The sequence below is a fragment of the Halomonas sp. ATBC28 genome (assembly GCF_005937175.1).
Taxonomy (GTDB): domain Bacteria; phylum Pseudomonadota; class Gammaproteobacteria; order Pseudomonadales; family Halomonadaceae; genus Vreelandella; species Vreelandella titanicae.
Genome location: NZ_VCQL01000007.1, coordinates 42,602 through 63,059, shown reverse-complemented (window position 1 = coordinate 63,059; position 20,458 = coordinate 42,602). Strand labels below are relative to the sequence as shown.

The 20,458-nt window shown below is 54.8% G+C and carries 33 protein-coding genes; all 33 read right to left on the bottom strand.

What is annotated here, in order from left to right; all coding sequences use genetic code 11:
- Positions 1-69: 69 nt before the first annotated feature.
- The 33 genes from E0L35_RS09555 to rpsL all read right to left on the bottom strand — a co-directional run bounded on the left by E0L35_RS09555 (position 70) and on the right by rpsL (position 20,302).
- A complete protein-coding gene (locus E0L35_RS09555; RefSeq protein ID WP_039860215.1) occupies positions 70-1,401 on the bottom strand; it encodes a D-alanyl-D-alanine carboxypeptidase in 1,332 nt (443 codons plus the stop codon).
- A 330-nt stretch (positions 1,402-1,731) separates the two neighbouring features.
- Positions 1,732-2,118, bottom strand: coding sequence for a 50S ribosomal protein L17 (gene rplQ, locus E0L35_RS09550; protein WP_008959150.1), 387 nt, complete (start codon positions 2,116-2,118; stop codon positions 1,732-1,734).
- A gap of 39 nt (positions 2,119-2,157) precedes the next feature.
- The gene (gene rpoA, locus E0L35_RS09545; protein ID WP_009288137.1) at positions 2,158-3,153 is read right to left on the bottom strand and encodes a DNA-directed RNA polymerase subunit alpha; all 996 of its coding nucleotides are present in this window, start codon (positions 3,151-3,153) and stop codon (positions 2,158-2,160) included.
- Positions 3,154-3,251: 98 nt separating this feature from the next.
- Entirely contained in the window at positions 3,252-3,872 is a 621-nt protein-coding gene (rpsD, locus tag E0L35_RS09540; protein ID WP_008959152.1) for a 30S ribosomal protein S4, read from the bottom strand.
- A gap of 12 nt (positions 3,873-3,884) precedes the next feature.
- On the bottom strand, positions 3,885-4,271 hold the full coding sequence (gene rpsK / locus E0L35_RS09535) for a 30S ribosomal protein S11 (RefSeq protein ID WP_007111985.1): 387 nt from the start codon (positions 4,269-4,271) through the stop codon (positions 3,885-3,887).
- 39 nt (positions 4,272-4,310) lie between these two features.
- A complete protein-coding gene (gene rpsM / locus E0L35_RS09530; protein ID WP_022520863.1) occupies positions 4,311-4,667 on the bottom strand; it encodes a 30S ribosomal protein S13 in 357 nt (118 codons plus the stop codon).
- A 123-nt stretch (positions 4,668-4,790) separates the two neighbouring features.
- Positions 4,791-4,904 (bottom strand): 50S ribosomal protein L36, encoded by a 114-nt coding sequence (gene rpmJ / locus E0L35_RS09525; RefSeq protein ID WP_008959154.1) that lies wholly within the window; start codon positions 4,902-4,904, stop codon positions 4,791-4,793.
- A 64-nt stretch (positions 4,905-4,968) separates the two neighbouring features.
- Positions 4,969-6,300, bottom strand: coding sequence for a preprotein translocase subunit SecY (secY, locus tag E0L35_RS09520; protein WP_008959155.1), 1,332 nt, complete (start codon positions 6,298-6,300; stop codon positions 4,969-4,971).
- Entirely contained in the window at positions 6,301-6,735 is a 435-nt protein-coding gene (gene rplO, locus E0L35_RS09515; protein WP_009288138.1) for a 50S ribosomal protein L15, read from the bottom strand. It lies immediately after the preceding gene.
- Positions 6,736-6,738: 3 nt separating this feature from the next.
- Positions 6,739-6,921 (bottom strand): 50S ribosomal protein L30, encoded by a 183-nt coding sequence (gene rpmD, locus E0L35_RS09510; RefSeq protein WP_022520864.1) that lies wholly within the window; start codon positions 6,919-6,921, stop codon positions 6,739-6,741.
- 6 nt (positions 6,922-6,927) lie between these two features.
- Positions 6,928-7,428: a 30S ribosomal protein S5 gene (gene rpsE / locus E0L35_RS09505; protein WP_007111990.1), complete on the bottom strand. Its 501-nt coding sequence runs from the start codon at positions 7,426-7,428 to the stop codon at positions 6,928-6,930.
- 11 nt (positions 7,429-7,439) lie between these two features.
- Positions 7,440-7,790, bottom strand: coding sequence for a 50S ribosomal protein L18 (gene rplR, locus E0L35_RS09500; protein WP_022520865.1), 351 nt, complete (start codon positions 7,788-7,790; stop codon positions 7,440-7,442).
- Positions 7,791-7,799: 9 nt separating this feature from the next.
- Positions 7,800-8,330 carry a 50S ribosomal protein L6 gene (rplF, locus tag E0L35_RS09495; RefSeq protein WP_009288139.1) on the bottom strand — a complete coding sequence of 177 codons (531 nt, stop codon included), beginning with the start codon at positions 8,328-8,330 and terminating at the stop codon, positions 7,800-7,802.
- A 9-nt stretch (positions 8,331-8,339) separates the two neighbouring features.
- A complete protein-coding gene (rpsH, locus tag E0L35_RS09490; RefSeq protein ID WP_007111993.1) occupies positions 8,340-8,732 on the bottom strand; it encodes a 30S ribosomal protein S8 in 393 nt (130 codons plus the stop codon).
- A 32-nt stretch (positions 8,733-8,764) separates the two neighbouring features.
- Positions 8,765-9,070 (bottom strand): 30S ribosomal protein S14, encoded by a 306-nt coding sequence (gene rpsN / locus E0L35_RS09485; RefSeq protein WP_022520866.1) that lies wholly within the window; start codon positions 9,068-9,070, stop codon positions 8,765-8,767.
- Positions 9,071-9,080: 10 nt separating this feature from the next.
- On the bottom strand, positions 9,081-9,620 hold the full coding sequence (gene rplE, locus E0L35_RS09480) for a 50S ribosomal protein L5 (RefSeq protein WP_007111995.1): 540 nt from the start codon (positions 9,618-9,620) through the stop codon (positions 9,081-9,083).
- 18 nt (positions 9,621-9,638) lie between these two features.
- Positions 9,639-9,953, bottom strand: coding sequence for a 50S ribosomal protein L24 (rplX, locus tag E0L35_RS09475; RefSeq protein ID WP_007111996.1), 315 nt, complete (start codon positions 9,951-9,953; stop codon positions 9,639-9,641).
- A 14-nt stretch (positions 9,954-9,967) separates the two neighbouring features.
- Positions 9,968-10,339 (bottom strand): 50S ribosomal protein L14, encoded by a 372-nt coding sequence (gene rplN, locus E0L35_RS09470; protein ID WP_008959163.1) that lies wholly within the window; start codon positions 10,337-10,339, stop codon positions 9,968-9,970.
- Between the two features lie 49 nt (positions 10,340-10,388).
- Complete coding sequence (rpsQ, locus tag E0L35_RS09465) at positions 10,389-10,649, bottom strand: 30S ribosomal protein S17 (RefSeq protein ID WP_007111998.1); 261 nt, start codon at positions 10,647-10,649, stop codon at positions 10,389-10,391.
- Position 10,650: 1 nt separating this feature from the next.
- On the bottom strand, positions 10,651-10,842 hold the full coding sequence (rpmC, locus tag E0L35_RS09460; RefSeq protein ID WP_022520867.1) for a 50S ribosomal protein L29: 192 nt from the start codon (positions 10,840-10,842) through the stop codon (positions 10,651-10,653).
- Positions 10,842-11,255, bottom strand: a complete 414-nt coding sequence (gene rplP, locus E0L35_RS09455; RefSeq protein WP_007112000.1) for a 50S ribosomal protein L16 — start codon at positions 11,253-11,255, stop codon at positions 10,842-10,844. Before rplP ends, rpmC begins: the two co-directional genes overlap by 1 nt.
- Before the next feature lie 15 nt (positions 11,256-11,270).
- Positions 11,271-11,972 carry a 30S ribosomal protein S3 gene (gene rpsC, locus E0L35_RS09450; protein WP_009288141.1) on the bottom strand — a complete coding sequence of 234 codons (702 nt, stop codon included), beginning with the start codon at positions 11,970-11,972 and terminating at the stop codon, positions 11,271-11,273.
- A 10-nt stretch (positions 11,973-11,982) separates the two neighbouring features.
- Positions 11,983-12,315 carry a 50S ribosomal protein L22 gene (gene rplV, locus E0L35_RS09445; RefSeq protein ID WP_007112002.1) on the bottom strand — a complete coding sequence of 111 codons (333 nt, stop codon included), beginning with the start codon at positions 12,313-12,315 and terminating at the stop codon, positions 11,983-11,985.
- An 18-nt stretch (positions 12,316-12,333) separates the two neighbouring features.
- Positions 12,334-12,609 carry a 30S ribosomal protein S19 gene (gene rpsS, locus E0L35_RS09440; protein WP_013330996.1) on the bottom strand — a complete coding sequence of 92 codons (276 nt, stop codon included), beginning with the start codon at positions 12,607-12,609 and terminating at the stop codon, positions 12,334-12,336.
- 33 nt (positions 12,610-12,642) lie between these two features.
- Positions 12,643-13,473: a 50S ribosomal protein L2 gene (rplB, locus tag E0L35_RS09435; protein WP_008959166.1), complete on the bottom strand. Its 831-nt coding sequence runs from the start codon at positions 13,471-13,473 to the stop codon at positions 12,643-12,645.
- A 17-nt stretch (positions 13,474-13,490) separates the two neighbouring features.
- Positions 13,491-13,787, bottom strand: a complete 297-nt coding sequence (gene rplW / locus E0L35_RS09430; protein ID WP_008959167.1) for a 50S ribosomal protein L23 — start codon at positions 13,785-13,787, stop codon at positions 13,491-13,493.
- Entirely contained in the window at positions 13,784-14,389 is a 606-nt protein-coding gene (rplD, locus tag E0L35_RS09425) for a 50S ribosomal protein L4 (protein ID WP_007112005.1), read from the bottom strand. Before rplD ends, rplW begins: the two co-directional genes overlap by 4 nt.
- 15 nt (positions 14,390-14,404) lie before the next feature.
- On the bottom strand, positions 14,405-15,043 hold the full coding sequence (gene rplC / locus E0L35_RS09420) for a 50S ribosomal protein L3 (protein ID WP_009288142.1): 639 nt from the start codon (positions 15,041-15,043) through the stop codon (positions 14,405-14,407).
- Positions 15,044-15,203: 160 nt separating this feature from the next.
- Entirely contained in the window at positions 15,204-15,515 is a 312-nt protein-coding gene (gene rpsJ, locus E0L35_RS09415; protein WP_007112007.1) for a 30S ribosomal protein S10, read from the bottom strand.
- Positions 15,516-15,674: 159 nt separating this feature from the next.
- Positions 15,675-16,868 (bottom strand): elongation factor Tu, encoded by a 1,194-nt coding sequence (gene tuf, locus E0L35_RS09410; protein ID WP_009288143.1) that lies wholly within the window; start codon positions 16,866-16,868, stop codon positions 15,675-15,677.
- A 29-nt stretch (positions 16,869-16,897) separates the two neighbouring features.
- Complete coding sequence (fusA, locus tag E0L35_RS09405) at positions 16,898-19,021, bottom strand: elongation factor G (RefSeq protein ID WP_009288144.1); 2,124 nt, start codon at positions 19,019-19,021, stop codon at positions 16,898-16,900.
- A 247-nt stretch (positions 19,022-19,268) separates the two neighbouring features.
- A complete protein-coding gene (gene rpsG, locus E0L35_RS09395) occupies positions 19,269-19,739 on the bottom strand; it encodes a 30S ribosomal protein S7 (RefSeq protein WP_009288145.1) in 471 nt (156 codons plus the stop codon).
- A gap of 188 nt (positions 19,740-19,927) precedes the next feature.
- Entirely contained in the window at positions 19,928-20,302 is a 375-nt protein-coding gene (gene rpsL, locus E0L35_RS09390) for a 30S ribosomal protein S12 (RefSeq protein ID WP_008959173.1), read from the bottom strand.
- Between the last annotated feature and the right edge of the window lie 156 nt (positions 20,303-20,458).

Sequence of the window (20,458 nt, the reverse complement as noted above, 5' to 3'; positions counted from 1 at the left end):
GGTCAATACAAAGTGCCAAAAAAGAAAAACCCCGCCAATTAGCCATTGGCGGGGTGATGACGGCCCCCCTTACAAGCTGGCGTTAACGACCATACAGTCCATACCTTGGGAGTGCAGCTCACGGCACGCTTGGCGAGCGCGCTGCTCGTCCAATGCCATTAGCCGGGCGCGATAAACAGGGTTTTGGCCCTCTACCGTGTCTACAGCAATGCGTCCGCCTAAAGTCTGAGCAATCCGCTGAGCCGCCTGCTGCGCCAATTGCCGTGCCTGGGCTTCACGACTGAAAGCACCCACTTGCACCCCCCAGCCACCGCCCGTTTCAGTGACAGAAGCCATCTTGCGTTCACGCTCAATGAACGCTTGAAGTGGGTCGGGCTGTGGATCTTCGCTTGCCGGCGTGGGGCGCTGAATGGTGACAATATCGGCTAGCTGTTCTTCAAGATCGACAACCGGCGTTGAGGGGGTAGAGTTACTCGATGGTGACAATGTTGACGTTTCGACCACCGCCAGCAGGGGTTGGCGTGGCGCTGGCTGCTGTGGTGCCACCGGCTGAGCAGGGGGTGCAAAGGCCATAAATTCCCGCGAGAAGCTGGTGTCACCCATCCAGCTTTGCTGGTCGCGTAGCGACGCACGCAAGAAGCTACGATCCAGCAGATTGGCCATATGGGTATCCCGGGACTGGGATGAAAAACCACCCATGACGACGCCCACCAGCCGCCGATCACCGCGCACTGCGGTAGTGGCCACGTTAAAGCCAGAGGCGCGAATGAACCCCGTTTTTAGGCCATCGGCACCTGGGTAGTCACGCACCAATCGATTGTGGCTGGTGTGCCGGGTGCCGCGGTAGGTAAACTCTTGCAGGCCGAAGTAGTGGTAGTACTGGGGGAAGTCCTGCATCACGCGTACCGAAAGCGTGAGCATATCCCGCGCGGTGGTGATTTGGCCGTCATCCGGCAAGCCAGAGGCATTGCGAAAGGTGGTGGCATGCATGCCCAGCTCGCGTGCCTTGGTGGTCATCATTTGGGCAAAGTGGGCTTCGCTGCCGCCCAGGGCTTCGGCAACCACTGCGGCAACATCATTGGCAGAGCGAACCGCGAGTGCGCGAATAGCGGTATCCACCGGAATTGAGCTGCCCGCCGCCAGCCACAGTTTGACAGCAGGCTTGGCGGCAGCGTAATGGGAAACCGGCAAGGGTTGGTCCAAGCGCAGCGTACCCTCTTCTAACGCTTCAAAGGTTAGATAGAGCGTCATCATTTTGGTAAGCGACGCAGGATAGCGCTGATCGTCAATATTCTCGGCGTAAAGCACTTCGCCATTATCCAGATCAACGACAATACCCGCATAGCGCGGGTTGTCGGCATGCGCAGTAGTGACCATCGCAAGTATGAGCAGCATTAGCATACTCAAAAACCCTATCGCCGACGCTCCCCCGGCAGCGCTTTTTATCCTCGCATACATACCTGCCCCTTGCTTGTTATCAATGCGCTAGTTCGAATCGCTGTTTAACCAACCTGCCGCTGCTTAACTACCATGCCACACTCAAGCTACAACACAAGGCTTGCCCAAGCGGCACGCGACGCTTACTCAATTTAATAATAGGCCGAGTATAGGGTATTAGTACGAAGAATAGACGCCGTTAAGTGTAGAAAACAGAAGATAAATGCGCCCATAAAAAAACCGACCACTGAGGGTCGGTTTTCATTCGCTACCAAAGAGGCCTGGCGCAGAGGATTACTCTTCTGCAGCGGCTTCTTCAACAACCGGACGGTCAACTAGTTCAACGAACGCCATAGGCGCGTTGTCGCCGGTGCGGAAACCGCACTTGAGAATACGGACGTAACCGCCCGGACGCTCGGCATAACGCGGACCCAATTCGTTGAACAGTTTGCCGACGGCTTCTTTAGAGCGCGTGCGGGCAAACGCCAAACGACGGTTTGCAACGCTATCCTGCTTAGACAAGGTGATCAGCGGCTCGATTACGCGACGCAGCTCCTTGGCTTTCGGCAGGGTTGTCTTAATGACTTCATGTTCGACCAGCGAGACAGACATGTTCTTGAACATGGCCTGACGATGCGAGCTGGTGCGATTCAGATGACGACCACTCTTACGATGACGCATGGTTGTAATTCCTTACCAAACTGGGACTCAAGTCGACGCTCACGCGGAGGCTTTGTCGTCCTTCAGGCTTGCCGGTGGCCAATTTTCCAACCGCATGCCAAGGGACAAGCCGCGAGCCGCCAATACATCTTTGATTTCATTCAAAGACTTTTTACCGAGGTTCGGTGTCTTCAACAGCTCAACTTCTGTGCGCTGGATAAGATCACCGATGTAGTAAATATTCTCGGCTTTTAGGCAGTTCGCGCTACGAACGGTCAACTCAAGATCGTCTACGGGGCGCAATAGAATTGGATCGACATGATCCTCTTCCTCTTCGACTTCCTGTTCTTTATCAGCTTCCAGGTCGACGAAGGCGGCCAGCTGCTCTTGCAGGATGGTCGCACTGCGACGGATAGCCTCTTCCGGATCCAGGGTACCGTCGGTTTCCAGATCGATAATTAGCTTATCGAGGTCGGTGCGCTGCTCGACACGAGCGGCCTCAACCGAGTAGGAAACACGGCGGACAGGGCTGAAGGTGGCATCCAGCTGCAGGCGGCCAATGGCACGTGACTCTTCATCAGAGCCGCGCGCGTCAGCCGGTTCGTAGCCACGACCCAGCGCTACCTTAAGCTGAATTTTCAGCTCGGCACCTTCATTGACATGAGCAATGACGTGGTCCGGGTTGACGATTTCGACGCTATGATCAAGCGCAATGTCGCCAGCGGTGACGACGGCTGGGCCCTGCTTGTTCAGCGTGAGCACCGCCTCATCGCGGCTGTGCATCTTGATCGCAACATCTTTCAAGTTCAGGAGGATTTCAATGACATCTTCCTGCACCCCTTCAAGCGCACTGTATTCATGCTCGACGCCGGCGATTTCAGCCTCTACCACGGCACAGCCGGGCATGGACGAAAGCAGAATGCGACGTAGTGCATTCCCCAGGGTGTGACCAAAACCACGCTCGAACGGTTCGAGCACGATTTTGGCGTGATGTGCGCTGATTTCTTCGACCTTGATGTCGCGAGGACGGAGAAACTCTGTCACTGAACGCTGCATATGAACACCTTTCAGGCTGCCAAACGGATACTTGGTACTCGGTAAGATCTGGCGCGGGCGTTAAACCGGCACCAGATTGACAAGAAACAGAAAACTGCTTACTTGGAGTACAGCTCGACGATCAGGTTTTCGTTGATGTCGGCAGACAGGTCACCGCGTTCAGGCAGAGCCTTGAAAGTGCCTTCCATCTTCTTGGCGTCGATTTCGATCCAAGCGATATCGCCACGGTTGGCCGCAATGGACAACGCGCTTTGAATACGTGCTTGGTTTTTCGCCTTTTCGCGAATGGAAACAACGTCACCCGGCTTCACTTGATAGGAAGCAACGTTAACGGTGCGGCCGTTCACGGAAATCGCTTTGTGGCTGACCAGCTGACGCGCTTCAGAGCGAGTCGAGCCGAAGCCCATGCGGTAGACGACATTATCCAGTCGGGATTCGAGCAACTGCAACAATACTTCACCGGTCGCACCTTTCAGGCGAGCGGCTTCTTTGTAGTAGTTACGGAACTGTTTTTCGAGTACGCCATACATGCGACGTACTTTTTGCTTCTCGCGAAGCTGCAAGCCGTAGTCTGAAAGACGCTGACGACGCTGGCCGTGTACACCCGGGATCTGCTCGGATTTACACTTTTTCTCGAAGGGAGTAACACCACTCTTCAAAAAGAGGTCGGTGCCTTCACGACGAGACAGTTTGCACTTCGGTCCAATATAACGAGCCATGAATCTGTCTCCTTAAACGCGGCGTTTCTTAGGCGGACGGCAGCCATTATGGGGAATGGGCGTCGCGTCTACGATGCTTTGCACGCGGAAGCCGGCGGCATTCAGTGCGCGCACGGCGGATTCACGACCGGGACCTGGGCCTTTAACCAGTACATCTACGTTTTTCACACCATACTCGGCTGCAGCAGTTGCTGCACGTTCGCTTGCCACTTGAGCAGCGAACGGGGTGCTCTTGCGAGAACCACGAAAACCCGAACCACCGGCAGTCGCCCAAGAAAGAGCGTTGCCCTGGCGGTCTGTGATCGTCACGATCGTGTTGTTAAAAGAGGCATGGATATGCGCAATCGCATCCACTACCTGCTTTTTAACCTTTTTACGGTTACTACGCGGGTTAGCCATGTTGATGTCTATTCCTGTCTTTACGCCAGAACGTGCGTGTTATTTGCGGATCGGCTTACGCGGGCCCTTACGGGTGCGCGCGTTAGTCTTAGTCCGCTGACCACGCAGCGGAAGACTACGACGATGACGCAGACCACGGTAGCAACCTAAGTCCATGAGACGCTTAATGTTAAGCGTGACATCACGACGAAGGTCGCCTTCTACGGTGTACTTACCAACTTCAGAACGCAGGGTGTCGACTTCTTCAGAAGACAGATCCTGGATCTTGGCAGTAGGCGCGATACCGGCTGCAGCACAGATGTGCTCAGCACGGGTACGGCCAATCCCGAAGATATAGGTCAGCGAGATCGCCGCATGCTTGTTGTCCGGGATATTGACGCCTGCAATACGGGCCATCAGCTTACTCCGAAATTTGAGCGGCTTGCTCGTTTATTCATCTACAAAAGGCGCAACAGCATACCCCATCATTTGCCCTAAGGCAAGGGGTATGCTGGCACCCGCTTAATACAACCCAGGCTATTAACCCTGGCGTTGTTTGTGCCGTGGCTCGCTGCAGATGACGCGGACAGCGCCATTGCGACGAATGATCTTGCAGTTACGGCACATTTTCTTTACGGAAGCTCGAACTTTCATCGATCTTTCTCCAAAAACCGGCTCGCGGCGCGCCCTCTCTAACTAAATAGGGGTGGACGGCGCCTCAGCGCATGATACCGCCGCTACCGTAGCCTTTCAGGTTGGACTTCTTCATCACTGAGTCATACTGATGCGACATGAGATGCGACTGCACCTGGGCCATGAAGTCCATGATGACCACGACTACGATTAACAACGAGGTACCGCCGAAGAAAAACGGCACGTTCCACGCCACAATCAAGAACTGGGGCATCAAGGAAACCGCAGTGATATACAAGGCACCGAACAGGGTCAAACGTGTCATGACCTTGTCGATATAGCGAGCGGTCTGCTCGCCGGGGCGAATGCCCGGCAGGAAAGCGCCTGACTTTTTAAGATTGTCAGCCACATCCTTGGGGTTGAAGACCAGCGCTGTGTAAAAGAAGCAGAAGAATACCACTGCCGCCGCGAAAAGCAAGATGTAAAGCGGTTGACCTGGGCCTAATGCCTGAGATGCACGCTGCAACCACTCCATACCTTCACCGGCACCTACCCACTGACCAATAGAGGCCGGGAAAAGCAGGATACTGGAGGCAAAAATCGCCGGAATAACACCGGCCATGTTGACCTTCAAAGGCAGGTAGCTACTTTGCCCTGCATACATCTTATTGCCCACTTGTCGCCGAGGGTAATTAACTTTAAGACGGCGTTGGCCGCGCTCAATGAAAACCACAAAGGCGACAGTCGCAATACCTAACACTGACAGCGCTAACAGCGGCAGAACATTCCAGGCCCCTTCATTACGGGCAAGCTCGAAGGCTTGGCCCACGGCACTGGGCAGTCCAGCGACAATACCGGCGAAGATCAGCAGCGAAATACCGTTGCCGATGCCCTTCTCGGTAATCTGCTCACCTAGCCACATCATAAACACCGCGCCCGATACAAACGTAATCACGGCGGTGAAATAGAAGCTGAAGTCAGCACTGTACGCGATGCCTTGGCTAGCCAGACCGACGGACATGCCGGTAGCCTGGACAAACGCCAGTATCACCGTGCCGTAGCGGGTGTACTGGCTAATCTTGCGGCGGCCAGCCTCACCCTCTTTCTTGAGCTGCTCAAGATGAGGGGAGACCGCAGTCATGAGCTGCATGATAATCGACGCCGATATATAGGGCATGATACCCAGGGCGAGAACACTCATGCGCTCCAGGGCGCCACCCGAGAACATGTTAAACATGCCCAGAATGGTGCCCTGTTGCTCCCTAAACAAGGCAGCAAGCTGGTCAGGATTGATACCGGGAACGGGAATGTGGGCACCAATACGGTACACCACGATGGCGAGGAGCACGAAGCGCAAACGCGCCCACAGTTCACTCAGACCGCTGCCCATCGCCGGCATTTTTCCTGACTTGGCCATTTAGTCCTCTACCTTGCCGCCAGCGGCTTCGATCGCTTCACGGGCACCTTTGGTGACCTTGATTCCGCGAACGGTAACCGCCGTTTTCAGTTCGCCAGAAAGGATGATCTTCGCGTGTAGCGTAGAGTCCTTTAGCACGTTGGCTTCTTTCAAAGATGCCAGGGTGACTTCGCCACCGGCAACTTTAGCAAGCTCAGCCAGGCGTACTTCTTCAGAGACCAGAGATTTTGCAGACGTAAAGCCGAATTTCGGCAAACGACGCTGCAAAGGCATCTGACCGCCTTCGAAACCGGGCTTAACACTGCCGCCACTACGTGACTTCTGACCTTTGTGACCACGGCCACCGGTCTTACCAAGACCGGAACCGATGCCACGACCAACGCGCTTTGCAGCGTGTTTGGAGCCCGGAGCCGGGCTTAGGTTATTGAGTTTCATGGATTACTCTCCCTCAACGCGCACAAGGTAGTTCACCTTGTGAATCATGCCGCGTACGGCAGGGGTGTCTTCCAGTTCAACCGTATGACCGATGCGACGCAGGCCCAAGCCTTTCATAGTAGCCTTGTGCTTGGGCATAATGCCGATGGTGCTGCGGATCTGGGTAACCTTGATCGTTGCTGCCATGGTGCCTTACCCCGTGATCGCTTCGACAGACAGACCGCGCTTGGCGGCCACGTCTTCCGGTGCTTGCATGGAGGAGAGACCTTTAACAGTCGCTCGTACCACGTTAACCGGGTTGGTGGAACCGTAGCACTTGGCCAGTACGTCGTGGACACCGGCGAGCTCTAATACAGAGCGCATGGCGCCACCGGCGATGATACCGGTACCTTCGGAAGCCGGCTGCATGTACACCTTGGAAGCACCGTGACGGGCTTTGACCGGGTACTGCAGCGTATGGCCAGCAAGGTTCACCTTGACCATGTTGCGACGAGCTTGATCCATCGCTTTCTGGATTGCGACAGGCACTTCACGCGCCTTGCCACGACCGAAACCGACACGACCTTTACCATCACCAACGACGGTCAGTGCGGTGAAGCCGAAAATACGACCACCCTTGACCACCTTGGCGACGCGGTTGACCTGCACTAACTTCTCTTGCAGATCACCGCTTTGCTGTTCGTTCTTCGCCATCGTAAAACCCTTTAGAATTCCAGGCCGCCTTCACGTGCGGCGTCGGCCAGCGCCTTGACGCGGCCGTGATACTTAAAGCCAGCACGGTCGAAGGCCACCTGGGTGATGCCTGCTTCTTTAGCGCGTTCAGCAATCAGAGCACCCACTTTAGAGGCCGCATCTGAGTTGCCGGTCGCACCCTCGCGCAGTACTTTGTCCAGCGTAGAAGCACTGGCTAGCACTTTGCCACCATCCGGCGAGATAATCTGCGCATAGATGTGACGCGGGGTACGGTTGACGCACAGGCGATACACGCCCAGCTCGCGGATCTTTGCGCGAGCGCGGCGGGCACGACGGAGACGAGATTCTTTCTTCGCGTTCATAACCCTGCCTTACTTCTTCTTGGCTTCTTTGCGACGCACCTGCTCGTCGGCGTACCGAACACCCTTGCCTTTATACGGCTCGGGGGGACGGAAGGCGCGGATTTCCGCGGCGCACTGGCCGAGCATCTGCTTATCCGCGCTTTTCAGCACGATAACGGTGTTCTTCGGCGTTTCCGCTGAGACACCTTTAGGCAGTTCATAGTCGACCGGGTGCGAGAAGCCCAGTGAAAGATTGAGCGTCTGGCCCTTAGCTTGGGCACGATAACCGACGCCAACAATTTCGAGAGTTCTTGTGAAACCCTCGGATACGCCCGTTACCAGGTTCTGAACTAAGGCGCGGGTAGTACCGGCCATGGCCCAGCTCTTGGCAGACTCACTCGGGGCGAAGGTCAGCTGGCCATCTTCTTGACCGACCACTACATCAGAGTGGATGGTCATAGATAGCGTGCCCTGGCCGCCTTTGGCGGTCAGCTGGTCAGCATTGATTTTAATCTCAACGCCGGCAGGCACTTTAACCGGATATTTCGCTATGCGGGACATTCCAGCCTCCTAGAATACGGTGCAGATGACTTCGCCACCGACACCCGCTTGGCGCGCGGCACGATCGGTCATGACACCATTGGATGTGGTGACAATCGCGATACCCAGGCCATCGGCAACCTTAGGCAAGTTATCCTTGCCCATGTAGCGGCGCAGGGACGGCTTGGAAACCCGCTGAATGTGCTCAATGACCGGCTTACCCTCAAAGTACTTGAGAGTTACGGTTAGCTCGGGCTTAGCGCCCTCCGCTACCGCAAAGTCGGCAATGTAGCCTTCTTCCTTTAGCACTCGGGCCACTTGCACTTTCAACTTGGAGGACGGCATGGTAGCCGTCTCCTTGGTGGCCATCTGCGCATTGCGGATACGTGTAAACATATCCGCCAGAGTGTCTTGCATGCTCATTTAATGTGCGCTCCTGATAATTCTACGTGGCGTTACCAACTGGATTTTTTCAACCCAGGAACGTCGCCACGCATGGCGGCTTCACGCAGCTTGTTACGGCCAAGGCCGAACTTGTTGTAAAAACCGTGCGGACGACCGGTGATACGGCAGCGGTTACGCTGACGCACCGGGCTTGAGTCGCGCGGCAGTTGCTGCAGCTTCAGCGTCGCCTCGAAGCGGTCTTCCTCAGACGTGTTCACGTCTGAGATGATCTTCTTGAGTTCAGCGCGCTTGGTCGCATACTTCGCGACCAGCTGAGTACGCTTAAGCTCACGCTCTACCATACTTTTCTTAGCCATGATCTCGCCCCTATTTCTTGAACGGGAAGTTCAGCGCGGTTAGTAGCGCACGACCTTCCTCGTCGGTTTTGGCGGTCGTAGTGATAGTGACGTCCAACCCCCGGATGCGATCGATTTTATCATACTCGATCTCCGGGAAGATGATCTGCTCACGCACACCCATGGAGTAGTTACCACGACCGTCGAAAGACTTCGGGTTGAGACCACGGAAGTCACGCACGCGGGGAATCGCGATGTAAACCAAACGGTCCAAGAAGTCCCACATACGCTCAGCGCGCAGAGTTACCTTGATGCCGATTGGCCAACCTTCGCGCACCTTGAAGCCCGCGATGGACTTACGTGCCTTGGTCACCAACGGTTTTTGACCAGAGAGTTTCTCTAGATCGCCGATGGCATTGTCAATCAACTTTTTATCGTTGACTGCTTCGCCGATACCCATGTTCAGAGTCACTTTCGTGATCCGGGGTACCTGCATAACGTTGGCATAGCTGAACTCTTCTTTGAGTTGAGCTGCTACCTCGTTTTGATAACGTTCTTTCAAGTTCGCCATTGTGCTACCCGACTCGCGTTAGGCGTCGATCTGCGTCTGCGTCGACTTGTAGATACGTACCTTGGTACCGTCTTCCTTCACTTGGAAGCCGACGCGATCCGCCTTACCGGTCTCCGAATTGAAGATGGCTACGTTGGACGCGTGAATCGGAGCCTCACGCTCGACGATACCGCCCTGATTACCCGCCATGGGATTTGGCTTGGTGTGACGTTTAATCATGTTCACACCGGACACCAAAAAGCGGTTTTCTAATACCCGCTTAACGGTGCCACGCTTGCCTTTATCCTTCCCGGCGATGACGATGACTTCATCGTCACGTTTGATCTTTTGCATATCCGCCTCGCTCCTTACAGCACTTCAGGCGCTAAGGAAATGATCTTCATGAACTTTTCATTACGAAGTTCACGAGTCACCGGCCCAAAAATACGGGTACCGATGGGCTGTTCGTTGGTGTTATTCAACAAAACTGCCGCATTTCCATCGAAACGGATGAGCGAACCGTCGGGACGACGGACGCCACTACGGGTCCGGACCACGACCGCTTTTAGCACCTGGCCTTTTTTGACCTTGCCACGCGGAATCGCTTCCTTAACCGTGACCTTGATGATATCACCAACGCGAGCGTAACGACGATGTGAACCGCCTAACACCTTGATGCACTGCACCCGGCGCGCTCCGCTGTTGTCGGCGACATCCAGCATTGTCTGAGTCTGAATCATCGGTTTTCTCCAAACCTAATCTGACTGCACTGATTGACAGGCCTTGGGATTAACCCTTGGCGTGTTCAACCACCTCGACCAGCGTCCAGGCTTTCTTCTTGGAAAGCGGACGGCACTCCTGAATGGAAACCGTATCGCCTGCCTTAGCCTGGTTCGCCTCATCATGGGCGTGCAGCTTGGTGGAGCGCTTAACGTATTTTCCGTAGATCGGGTGACGCTCGCGCCGCTCGATCATGACGACGATGGACTTGTCCATCTTATCGCTCACCACTTTACCGGTGAGCGTACGCTTTGTGTTTTCTTCGGCCATCTCAATCACCTGCCTTCTCGTTGAGCAAAGTCTTAACGCGGGCGATATCCCGGCGGACCTGCTTGAGCAGATGAGTCTGGCTCAGTTGGCCAGTGGCCTTCTGCATGCGCAGGTTAAACTGCTCGCGGAGGAGTTCGAGGAGTTGCTCCTGGAGCTCTCCTACGGACTTTTCACGAATTTCCTGGGCTTTCATCACATCACCGTCCGTTTCGCAAAGGTGGTGGATAAGGGCATTTTCTGTGCGGCAAGCTCAAACGCTTCACGAGCGAGCTCTTCCGACACGCCTTCAATTTCATACAGGACCCGACCCGGTTGGATCTGGGCAACCCAGTACTCAACAGAACCTTTACCTTTACCCATACGAACTTCGAGCGGCTTCTTGGAGATCGGCTTATCAGGGAAGACGCGGATCCAGATTTTACCGCCACGCTTTACGTGACGTGTGATCGCACGACGGCCTGCTTCGATCTGACGCGCAGTGATGCGGCCGCGACCAGTAGCTTTAAGGCCGTATTCCCCGAAGCTGATCTTGCTTCCGCGATGCGCCAGGCCACGGTTGCGGCCTTTCATCATCTTGCGGAATTTCATACGCTTGGGCTGTAACATCGACTCGCTCTCCCCTTACCTGGAACCTTTCTTCTTGGGCGCGTTGCCGGCAGGCTGTTGTTTAGCCTTGGCACGTACTTCCTCGATACCGCCGAGGATTTCACCCTTGAAGATCCACACTTTGACGCCGATAACGCCATAGGTGGTGTGAGCTTCGTAAGTGGCGTAGTCGATATCCGCACGCAACGTGTGCAGCGGAACGCGACCTTCGCGGTACCATTCGGTACGTGCGATTTCAGCGCCACCAAGACGACCTGACAGCTGAATCTTGATGCCACCAGCGCCAAGACGCATTGCGTTCTGTACCGCGCGCTTCATAGCACGACGGAACATGACGCGACGCTCAAGCTGACCCGCTACGTTAGCAGCGACTAGCTTGGCATCCAGCTCCGGCTTGCGAACTTCTTCGATGTTCACATGCACGGGAACGCCCATCATCTGAGTGAGATCGCGACGCAGACGGTCGACATCTTCACCTTTCTTACCAATCACGATACCCGGACGGGCAGTGTGAATGGTGATGCGGGCATTGTTCGCCGGACGCTCGATGTGGATGCGGCTAACAGAGGCGCTTTTAAGACGCTCTTCCAGGAAGCTACGCACTTCGAGATCGTTATTGAGCTTATCGGCGTAAGCGCCGCGCTCAGCATACCAGACAGAAGCATGGTCTTTGACGATGCCCAGTCGAATGCCTGTTGGATTGACTTTCTGACCCATCGGTCGACTCCTACTTCTCGGCTACCTTGACGGTGATGTGGCACGTGCGCTTCAAGATACGATCCGCACGCCCCTTGGCACGCGGCTTGATACGCTTGAGCGTCATGCCCTCATCGACGCAGATGGTCGAGACACGCAGCTCGTCAATATCCATGCCGTTATTTTCTTCCGCGTTTGCAATCGCGGATTGCAGCACCTTCTTAACCAGCTTGGCAGCCTTCTTCGGTGAGAAGGTCAGCAGGTCGAGTGCCTCGGCGACAGGTTTACCGCGCACCTGGTCAGCCACCAAACGGGCCTTCTGGGCGGATAAACGAGCGCCAAGCAGCTTAGCTGTGACTTCCATCTCTCAATCCTCTCTGGCTTACCGTTTGGCTTTTTTATCCGCCGCATGCCCGCGATAAGTGCGAGTAGCAGCGAATTCGCCCAATTTGTGGCCAACCATTTCCTCGGAGACGTGCACCGGGACGTGTTGGCGACCGTTATGGACCGCGATAGTGAGGCCTACCATATTGGGCAGGATCATAGAACGACGCGACCAAGTCTTGATCGGTTTGCGATCGTTCTTCTCCACTGCAACCTCTACCTTCTTCAAAAGATGAAGGTCAATGAAGGGACCTTTCTTTAGTGAACGTGGCACAGCCGTTACCTCTTAATGTCTTGGCAATGTAGATCAACGCGTCTTATTACGACGACGAATGATCAGCTTGTCGGTGCGCTTGTTCTTACGCGTCTTGTGACCCTTAGTCGGCACACCCCATGGGGATACCGGGTGACGACCACCACTGGTGCGGCCTTCGCCACCACCGTGCGGGTGATCGACTGGGTTCATCGCGACACCGCGAACAGTCGGACGCACACCTCTCCAGCGCTTCGCACCGGCCTTGCCAAGTTGACGCAGGCTGTGCTCTGAGTTGCTCACTTCACCCAAGGTCGCGCGGCACTCGGCCAACACTTTACGCATTTCGCCAGAGCGAAGACGCAGGGTGGCATAGTTACCTTCACGAGCAACCAGCTGGGCGCTTGTACCGGCACTGCGAGCAATCTGCGCGCCTTTACCCGGCTTGAGTTCGATGCAGTGCACCGTAGAACCCAACGGGACGTTGCGCAGCGGCAAGGCATTGCCTTTCTTGATTGACGCGTTAACACCAGATTCCAGCACGTCACCCGCGCTGACACCTTTCGGTGCAATGATGTAACGACGCTCACCATCGGCATACTTCAGCAGCGCAATGTGCGCACTGCGGTTGGGATCGTGCTCAAGACGCTCAACGGTGGCAGGAATGCCATCCTTGGTGCGTTTGAAATCGATCAACCGATAGTGGTGACGATGACCACCGCCCACGTGGCGGGTGGTGATACGACCGTAGTTGTTACGGCCGCCGGACTTGGACTGTTTTTCTAAAAGCGGTGCATAGGCACGGCCTTTAAACAGTTCCTCGCCAACGATCTTGACGACGTGGCGACGACCGGCGGAAGTGGGTTTGGTCTTGACGATTGCCATTATCCGTACTCCTGCCCTTATTCGGCGCCAGAGAAGTCTTCGAGCGTTTCACCCGCAGCCAGGGTCACATACGCTTTGCGATAACCCTTACGCAGGCCAACGCCGTTCGCAGTACGTTTTGTTTTACCCTTCATGTTCAGTACCTGAACACTACCGACCTTTTTGCCGAAAAGTGCTTCAACGGCCTTTTTGATCTCGGGCTTGGTAGCATCAGATGCCACCTTGAAAACGTACTGGTTGCGCTCGGCTGCCATTGCGGCCTTTTCGGTCACGTGCGGCCCAAGCAGAACCTTAAATACGCGTTCCTGGTTCATGCCAGCTTCTCCTCGAATTTACGCAGGGCGGAGACGGTAATCAGCACCTTATCAAAGGCTACCAGGCTTACCGGGTCAGCTGCCGCGACATCCACCACGTCAACGTGGGGAAGGTTGCGTGCGGCCAAATAGAGCTTTTCGTCAACTTCTTCAGTGACGATCAACACTTTTTCAAGGTTGAGCTCTTTTAGCTTGGCAGCTACCTGCTTGGTCTTAGGCGCATCGACGACGAACTCTTCAATCGCGACTAAACGCTCTTGACGTACCAGCTCTGACAAGATGGAGCGCATCGCTGCACGGTACATCTTGCGGTTAACCTTCTGGGTGTAGTCTTGCGGACGCGCCGCGAAGGTTACGCCACCACTACGCCATAGCGGAGAGCGGATGGTACCGGCACGTGCACGACCGGTGCCTTTCTGACGCCACGGCTTTTTACCACCGCCACGAACGTCGGAACGACTCTTTTGTGCGCGGGTTCCCTGACGACCAGCCGCCAAATAGGCAGTGACAACCTGGTGAACGAGCGCTTCGTTGAATTCTTTGCCAAAAGTGGCGTCGGCTACTTCAACGGTACCCGCGCCTGCAGCAAGATTCAGATTCATTGGTAATTATCCCCTTCAGCCTGCTTTCACGGCGCTGCGAACGATAACGTCACTACCGGGAGCACCCGGTACGGCGCCTTTAATCAGCAGCAGGTTACGCTCGGCGTCGACACGGACGATCTCAAGGCTCTGCACGGTGCAACGGGCGTTACCCATTTGACCGGCCATCTTTTTGCCTTTGAAAACGCGACCCGGAGTCTGACACATGCCGATAGAACCCGGCGCGCGATGCGACAGAGAGTTACCGTGAGTCATATCTTGGGTACGGAAATTCCAGCGCTTAACAGCACCCTGGAAGCCTTTACCCTTAGAGGTGCCAGTCACGTCAACCATTTGACCAGCTTCGAAGAGGGATACGGTGAGTTCGCCGCCTACTTCAGGAATCTCTTCGCCTTCTGCAAGACGAAATTCCATCAGTGCACGACCAGCTTCAACACCCGCCTTGGCAAACTGACCCGCTTGCGCTTTGGTGAGGTGCTTAGCTTTACGAGAGCCAGATGTGACCTGAATCGCTGCGTAACCGTCAGACTCGACAGATTTAACGCGTGTAACACGATTAGGATCAACTTCAATAACGGTTACGGGCACAGACGCGCCGTCTTCGGTAAAGACACGGGTCATCCCGGCCTTTTTACCGACTAAACCGATAGTCATACTCAGTCTCCTATAGTGTACGGGGCTATCACCCGCTATGGCTGCCCTTTCCAGAGCATTCCACTAGCACATTGTATGGCGCCTCACGGCGCGGCGGCTGCTGCTCATGCTAGCTCTTTACAAAGAACGATGAGCGCTGGGCCGCAAGTGACTAGTGTAATTAGTTGAGTTTGATTTGCACGTCAACGCCTGCGGCGAGATCAAGCTTCATCAAAGCATCAACAGTTTTTTCAGTCGGCTCAACAATGTCGAGCACACGCTTGTGCGTACGAATCTCATACTGGTCACGCGCATCTTTGTTGACGTGCGGTGAGATCAGAATGGTGTAACGCTCGCGGTTGGTCGGCAGCGGAATCGGACCACGAACCTGAGCACCAGTACGTTTAGCGGTTTCAACAATCTCCGCTGTAGACTGGTCGATCAGGCGATGGTCGAAAGCTTTCAACCGAATGCGAATCTTTTGGTTCTGCATTTGCCCTAAACTCCAATGGATGTCGACGGCGCGAGCCGTCTACCCACGCATTCAAAGGATGCGCATTATAGGCACGCCAAAAGCCCATGTCAAACATTTGCTGTTGGTGCGCAGAAAAGGGGGCTCATCAGAGCCCCCTTCATCATTCAAGCATGCTGCTTACTTGACGATTTTGGCCACAACGCCAGCACCGACAGTACGGCCGCCTTCACGAATAGCGAAGCGCAAGCCTTCGTCCATTGCGATCGGGGCGATCAAGGTAACAACCATCTGAACGTTGTCACCCGGCATGACCATTTCAACGCCTTCCGGCAGTTCACAGGTACCAGTTACGTCGGTGGTACGGAAGTAGAACTGCGGACGGTAGCCCTTGAAGAAAGGCGTGTGACGACCACCCTCTTCTTTGGACAGTACGTAAACTTCTGCTTCGAAGGTAGTGTGCGGGTTGATGGTGCCCGGCTTGGCCAGTACTTGGCCACGCTCGACGTCATCACGCTTAGTACCACGCAGCAGGGCGCCAACGTTCTCACCAGCACGACCTTCGTCGAGCAGTTTACGGAACATTTCAACACCGGTAACGATCGTTTTGGTGGTATCGCGGATACCCACGATTTCCACTTCTTCGCCCGCTTTGACGATACCGCGCTCTACACGACCGGTAACAACAGTACCGCGGCCAGAGATAGAGAACACGTCTTCGATCGGCATCAGGAACGGCTGGTCGATGGCACGCTCCGGCTCAGGGATGTAAGCATCCAGAGCTTTGATCAAATTAGCGACGGCAGTCGTACCCATGCCCTTGTCATCTTCACCGTTCAGCGCCATCAGCGCAGAGCCAGTGATGATCGGCGTGTCGTCACCCGGGAAGTCGTACTGGTCTAGAAGTTCGCGAACTTCCATTTCTACCAGCTCGAGCAGCTCTTCATCATCGACCATGTCCGCTTTGTTCAGGAACACAACGATGAACGGTACGCCAACCTGACGAGACAGCAGGATGTGCTCGCGAGTTTGCGGCATCGGGCCGTCTGCGGCAGAACATACCAGGATAGCGCCGTCCATCTGCGCAGCACCGGTGATCATGTTCTTGACGTAGTCAGCGTGTCCCGGACAGTCAACGTGCGCGTAGTGGCGATCTTCAGACTGGTATTCCACGTGGGAAGTAGCGATTGTGATACCGCGCTCACGCTCTTCAGGAGCGTTATCGATGGTATCAAACTCACGCCAGTCGCCGCCGAAAACCTCAGCAGACACGCGGGTCAGGGCCGCCGTCAGAGTCGTTTTACCGTGGTCGACGTGACCAATGGTGCCGACGTTGACGTGCGGTTTGGAACGTTCAAATTTTTCCTTAGCCACTGCTATAACCTCTTTACGTTAGCTAACGGTTAACCGTTTTGATTGATGACGGCTTCAACGACGCTGGAGGGCGCCTCGTCGTACTTCGAGAACTCCATAGAGTAGCTCGCACGGCCCTGGGTTTGTGAGCGCAGATCGGTTGCATAACCGAACATCTCGCCCAGTGGCACCGTCGCACGAATGACTTTACCAGAAGAGGAGTCATCCATACCCTGCACCAGGCCGCGACGACGGCTCAGGTCACCCATGACGTCACCCATAAATTCTTCGGGGGTCACGATTTCGACCTTCATCACCGGCTCCAGCAGCACGGCCTTGGCCTTCCTGGCACCTTCTTTTACTGCCATAGAAGAAGCAATCTTAAACGCAGTCTCGTTGGAGTCTACGTCGTGGAAGGAGCCATCAAACAGCGTTACTTTAACGTCGATCATCGGGTAACCCGCGATGACGCCGTTTTTGAGCTGCTCAAAAGCACCCTTCTCAACCGCGGGAACGTATTCCTTGGGAACCGCACCACCCACGATCTCAGAGTTGAACTTGAAGAACAGTTCGTCTTCGCCTTCACCCTTCTCTTCTGCTGTCAGCGGCTCGATACGCAGCCATACGTGACCATACTGACCACGACCACCGGACTGACGTACGAACTTGCCTTCTTGCTCAATGCTGCCGCGAATCGTTTCGCGATAGGCAACCTGAGGCTTACCGATATTGGCTTCAACCTTAAACTCGCGACGCATACGGTCAACGAGGATATCCAGGTGAAGCTCACCCATGCCAGAAATAATCGTCTGGCCGGTTTCTTCGTCGGTTTTGACCTGGAAGGAAGGGTCTTCTTGAGCAAGCTTGCCCAACGCAACACCCATCTTCTCTTGGTCTGCCTTAGATTTAGGCTCTACAGCAACCGAGATAACCGGATCCGGGAACTCCATGCGCTCGAGAACGATCTTGTTATCAATGTCGCACAGGGTATCACCCGTGGTGACGTCTTTCAGACCGATACAAGCAGCGATGTCGCCCGCCAGAACTTCTTTGATCTCTTCACGGGAATTGGCGTGCATCTGAACGATACGGCCAACGCGCTCTTTCTTCTGCTTAACGGAGTTATAGACACCGTCACCAGATTTAAGAACACCCGAGTAGACGCGAATAAAGGTCAGCGTACCAACGAAGGGGTCAGTGGCGATCTTAAACGCCAGGGCCGCAAACGGCGCACTGTCATCAGCTTCACGGGTATCAACGGTGCCGTCTTTATCGTCGAGCTCACCTTCGATCGCCTTAACTTCCGTCGGCGAAGGCATGTATTCGATAACGCCATCCAGCACTGCTTGAACGCCTTTGTTCTTAAAGGCAGAACCACAGGTAACCAGAACGATATCGTTAGCCAGGGTGCGCGCACGCAGACCGGCCTTGATCTCTTCAACCGATAGCTCACCGCCTTCAAGGTACTTTTCCATCAGCTCGTCAGAGCCTTCGGCAGCAGCTTCGACCATCTCTTCGCGGTACTTTTCTGCTGTTTCTTGTAGCTCAGCAGGAATGTCCGCGAGGTCATAATTCATACCCAGGCTTTCCTCGTCCCACAGGATAGCCTTCATCTGAATCAGATCAATAACGCCTTTAAAGTCCTCTTCCGTGCCCCAGTTAATCTGGATTGGCACAGCTTTGGCACCCAAACGCTCTTTCAACTGCTCGACAACCATGAAGAAGTCAGCGCCGGTACGGTCCATCTTATTGACGAAAACCATGCGCGGAACTTCGTACTTGTTGGCTTGGCGCCATACTGTTTCGGTCTGCGGCTGAACGCCGGAAGAACCACACAGTACAACAACCGCACCATCGAGTACGCGCAGAGAACGTTCAACTTCAATGGTGAAGTCAACGTGCCCCGGGGTGTCGATAATATTGATACGGTGCTCAGGGAACTGCTTGTTCATGCCCTGCCAGAAACAGGTAGTTGCAGCTGAGGTGATAGTGATACCACGCTCCTGCTCCTGCTCCATCCAGTCCATGGTCGCAGCACCGTCGTGTACTTCGCCCACTTTGTGGGAGAGGCCGGTGTAGAACAGTACACGCTCAGTCGTCGTGGTTTTACCCGCGTCGACGTGAGCGACGATACCGATATTACGGTAGCGATTTAGTGGAGTCTTGCGTGCCACGGTGAAACTCCCGTTTGTTGGCGATGCTCGTTAATTTAGCGGCGTATGCAAGCGAGGTTTATGCGGCCGCCGCTACCACTGCGTCATGGTAGCGGCTGAGTGTTGCAACTTTTGAATTGCAACAACGCGACTCAGCAAACATTCCACCATGCTGAACAACGTGCATATATAAACCAGAAAGCCATACTTAAAAACGCCGTACAAAGAAACGCCGATTTTAGAAACGCTGACCTTAAAAACGCCGACCTTAGAAACGGTAGTGCGAGAAGGCCTTGTTGGCTTCTGCCATGCGATGCACGTCTTCGCGCTTCTTAACGGCAGAACCTTTACCTTCAGCGGCATCCAGCATTTCACCCGCCAGACGCTGAACCATGGTTTTCTCACCGCGACGACGCGCCGCGTCTACCAGCCAGCGCATTGCCAGCGCTTGACGGCGAGACGGACGTACTTCAACCGGCACCTGATAGGTCGCACCACCAACGCGGCGCGACTTCACTTCGACCATCGGCTGGATGGCTTCCAGCGCTTTGTCGAAGATCTCCAGCGGATCTTCTTTACTACGCTCGGCAACCTTGTCCAACGCACCGTAGACGATACGCTCAGCTATGGACTTCTTGCCGCTGACCATCAGGTGGTTCATGAACTTCGCCAGACGCTCACTTCCGAACTTAGGATCCGGCAGAATCTCGCGTTTAGCTACTACTCTTCTTCTAGGCATGATAAGCCCTCAATTAAGGATCTTTCAGGTAAACCCGGAACTCATGCAACCTGTGTACGCTATTCAAGTACCACAAGTGCAGCCCGACCTTACTCTTATCAGACCGTCAAATTCGTGAAAATCGTTACTCAGCATGCCCTTTTGACGGGGCGACGCTGCACAGCTGACCTAGCCCTAGGACTTAAAACTTAGGACTTAGGACGCTTAGTACCGTATTTAGAACGACCCTGACGACGATTTTGAACGCCAGAGGTGTCAAGGGCGCCACGAACGGTGTGATAACGCACACCTGGCAAATCCTTTACACGACCGCCGCGAATCAAAACGACAGAGTGTTCTTGAAGGTTGTGACCTTCACCACCGATATAAGAAGACACTTCAAAGCCGTTGGTAAGGCGCACACGGCAAACCTTACGCAGAGCCGAGTTAGGCTTCTTCGGGGTGGTGGTGTAAACGCGCGTACAAACGCCGCGTTTTTGCGGACAGGCCTGCAGCGCTGGCACGTCACTTTTTGTGACGGGGCGCTTGCGCGGCTTGCGCACTAGCTGATTAATCGTTGCCATGGTGTTTAGCTGACTCCAATGGTTGCCTTGCCTTTTAAAAAATGCGGGCAGCGGATGCGGGCGCACCCACCCCACTGTTAAAGGCTGCGCATTCTAAAGGCTGACCCTAGGTCGCGTCAAGCCTTGCCGGCGGTTTTACCGGCAAGGTGACACTTT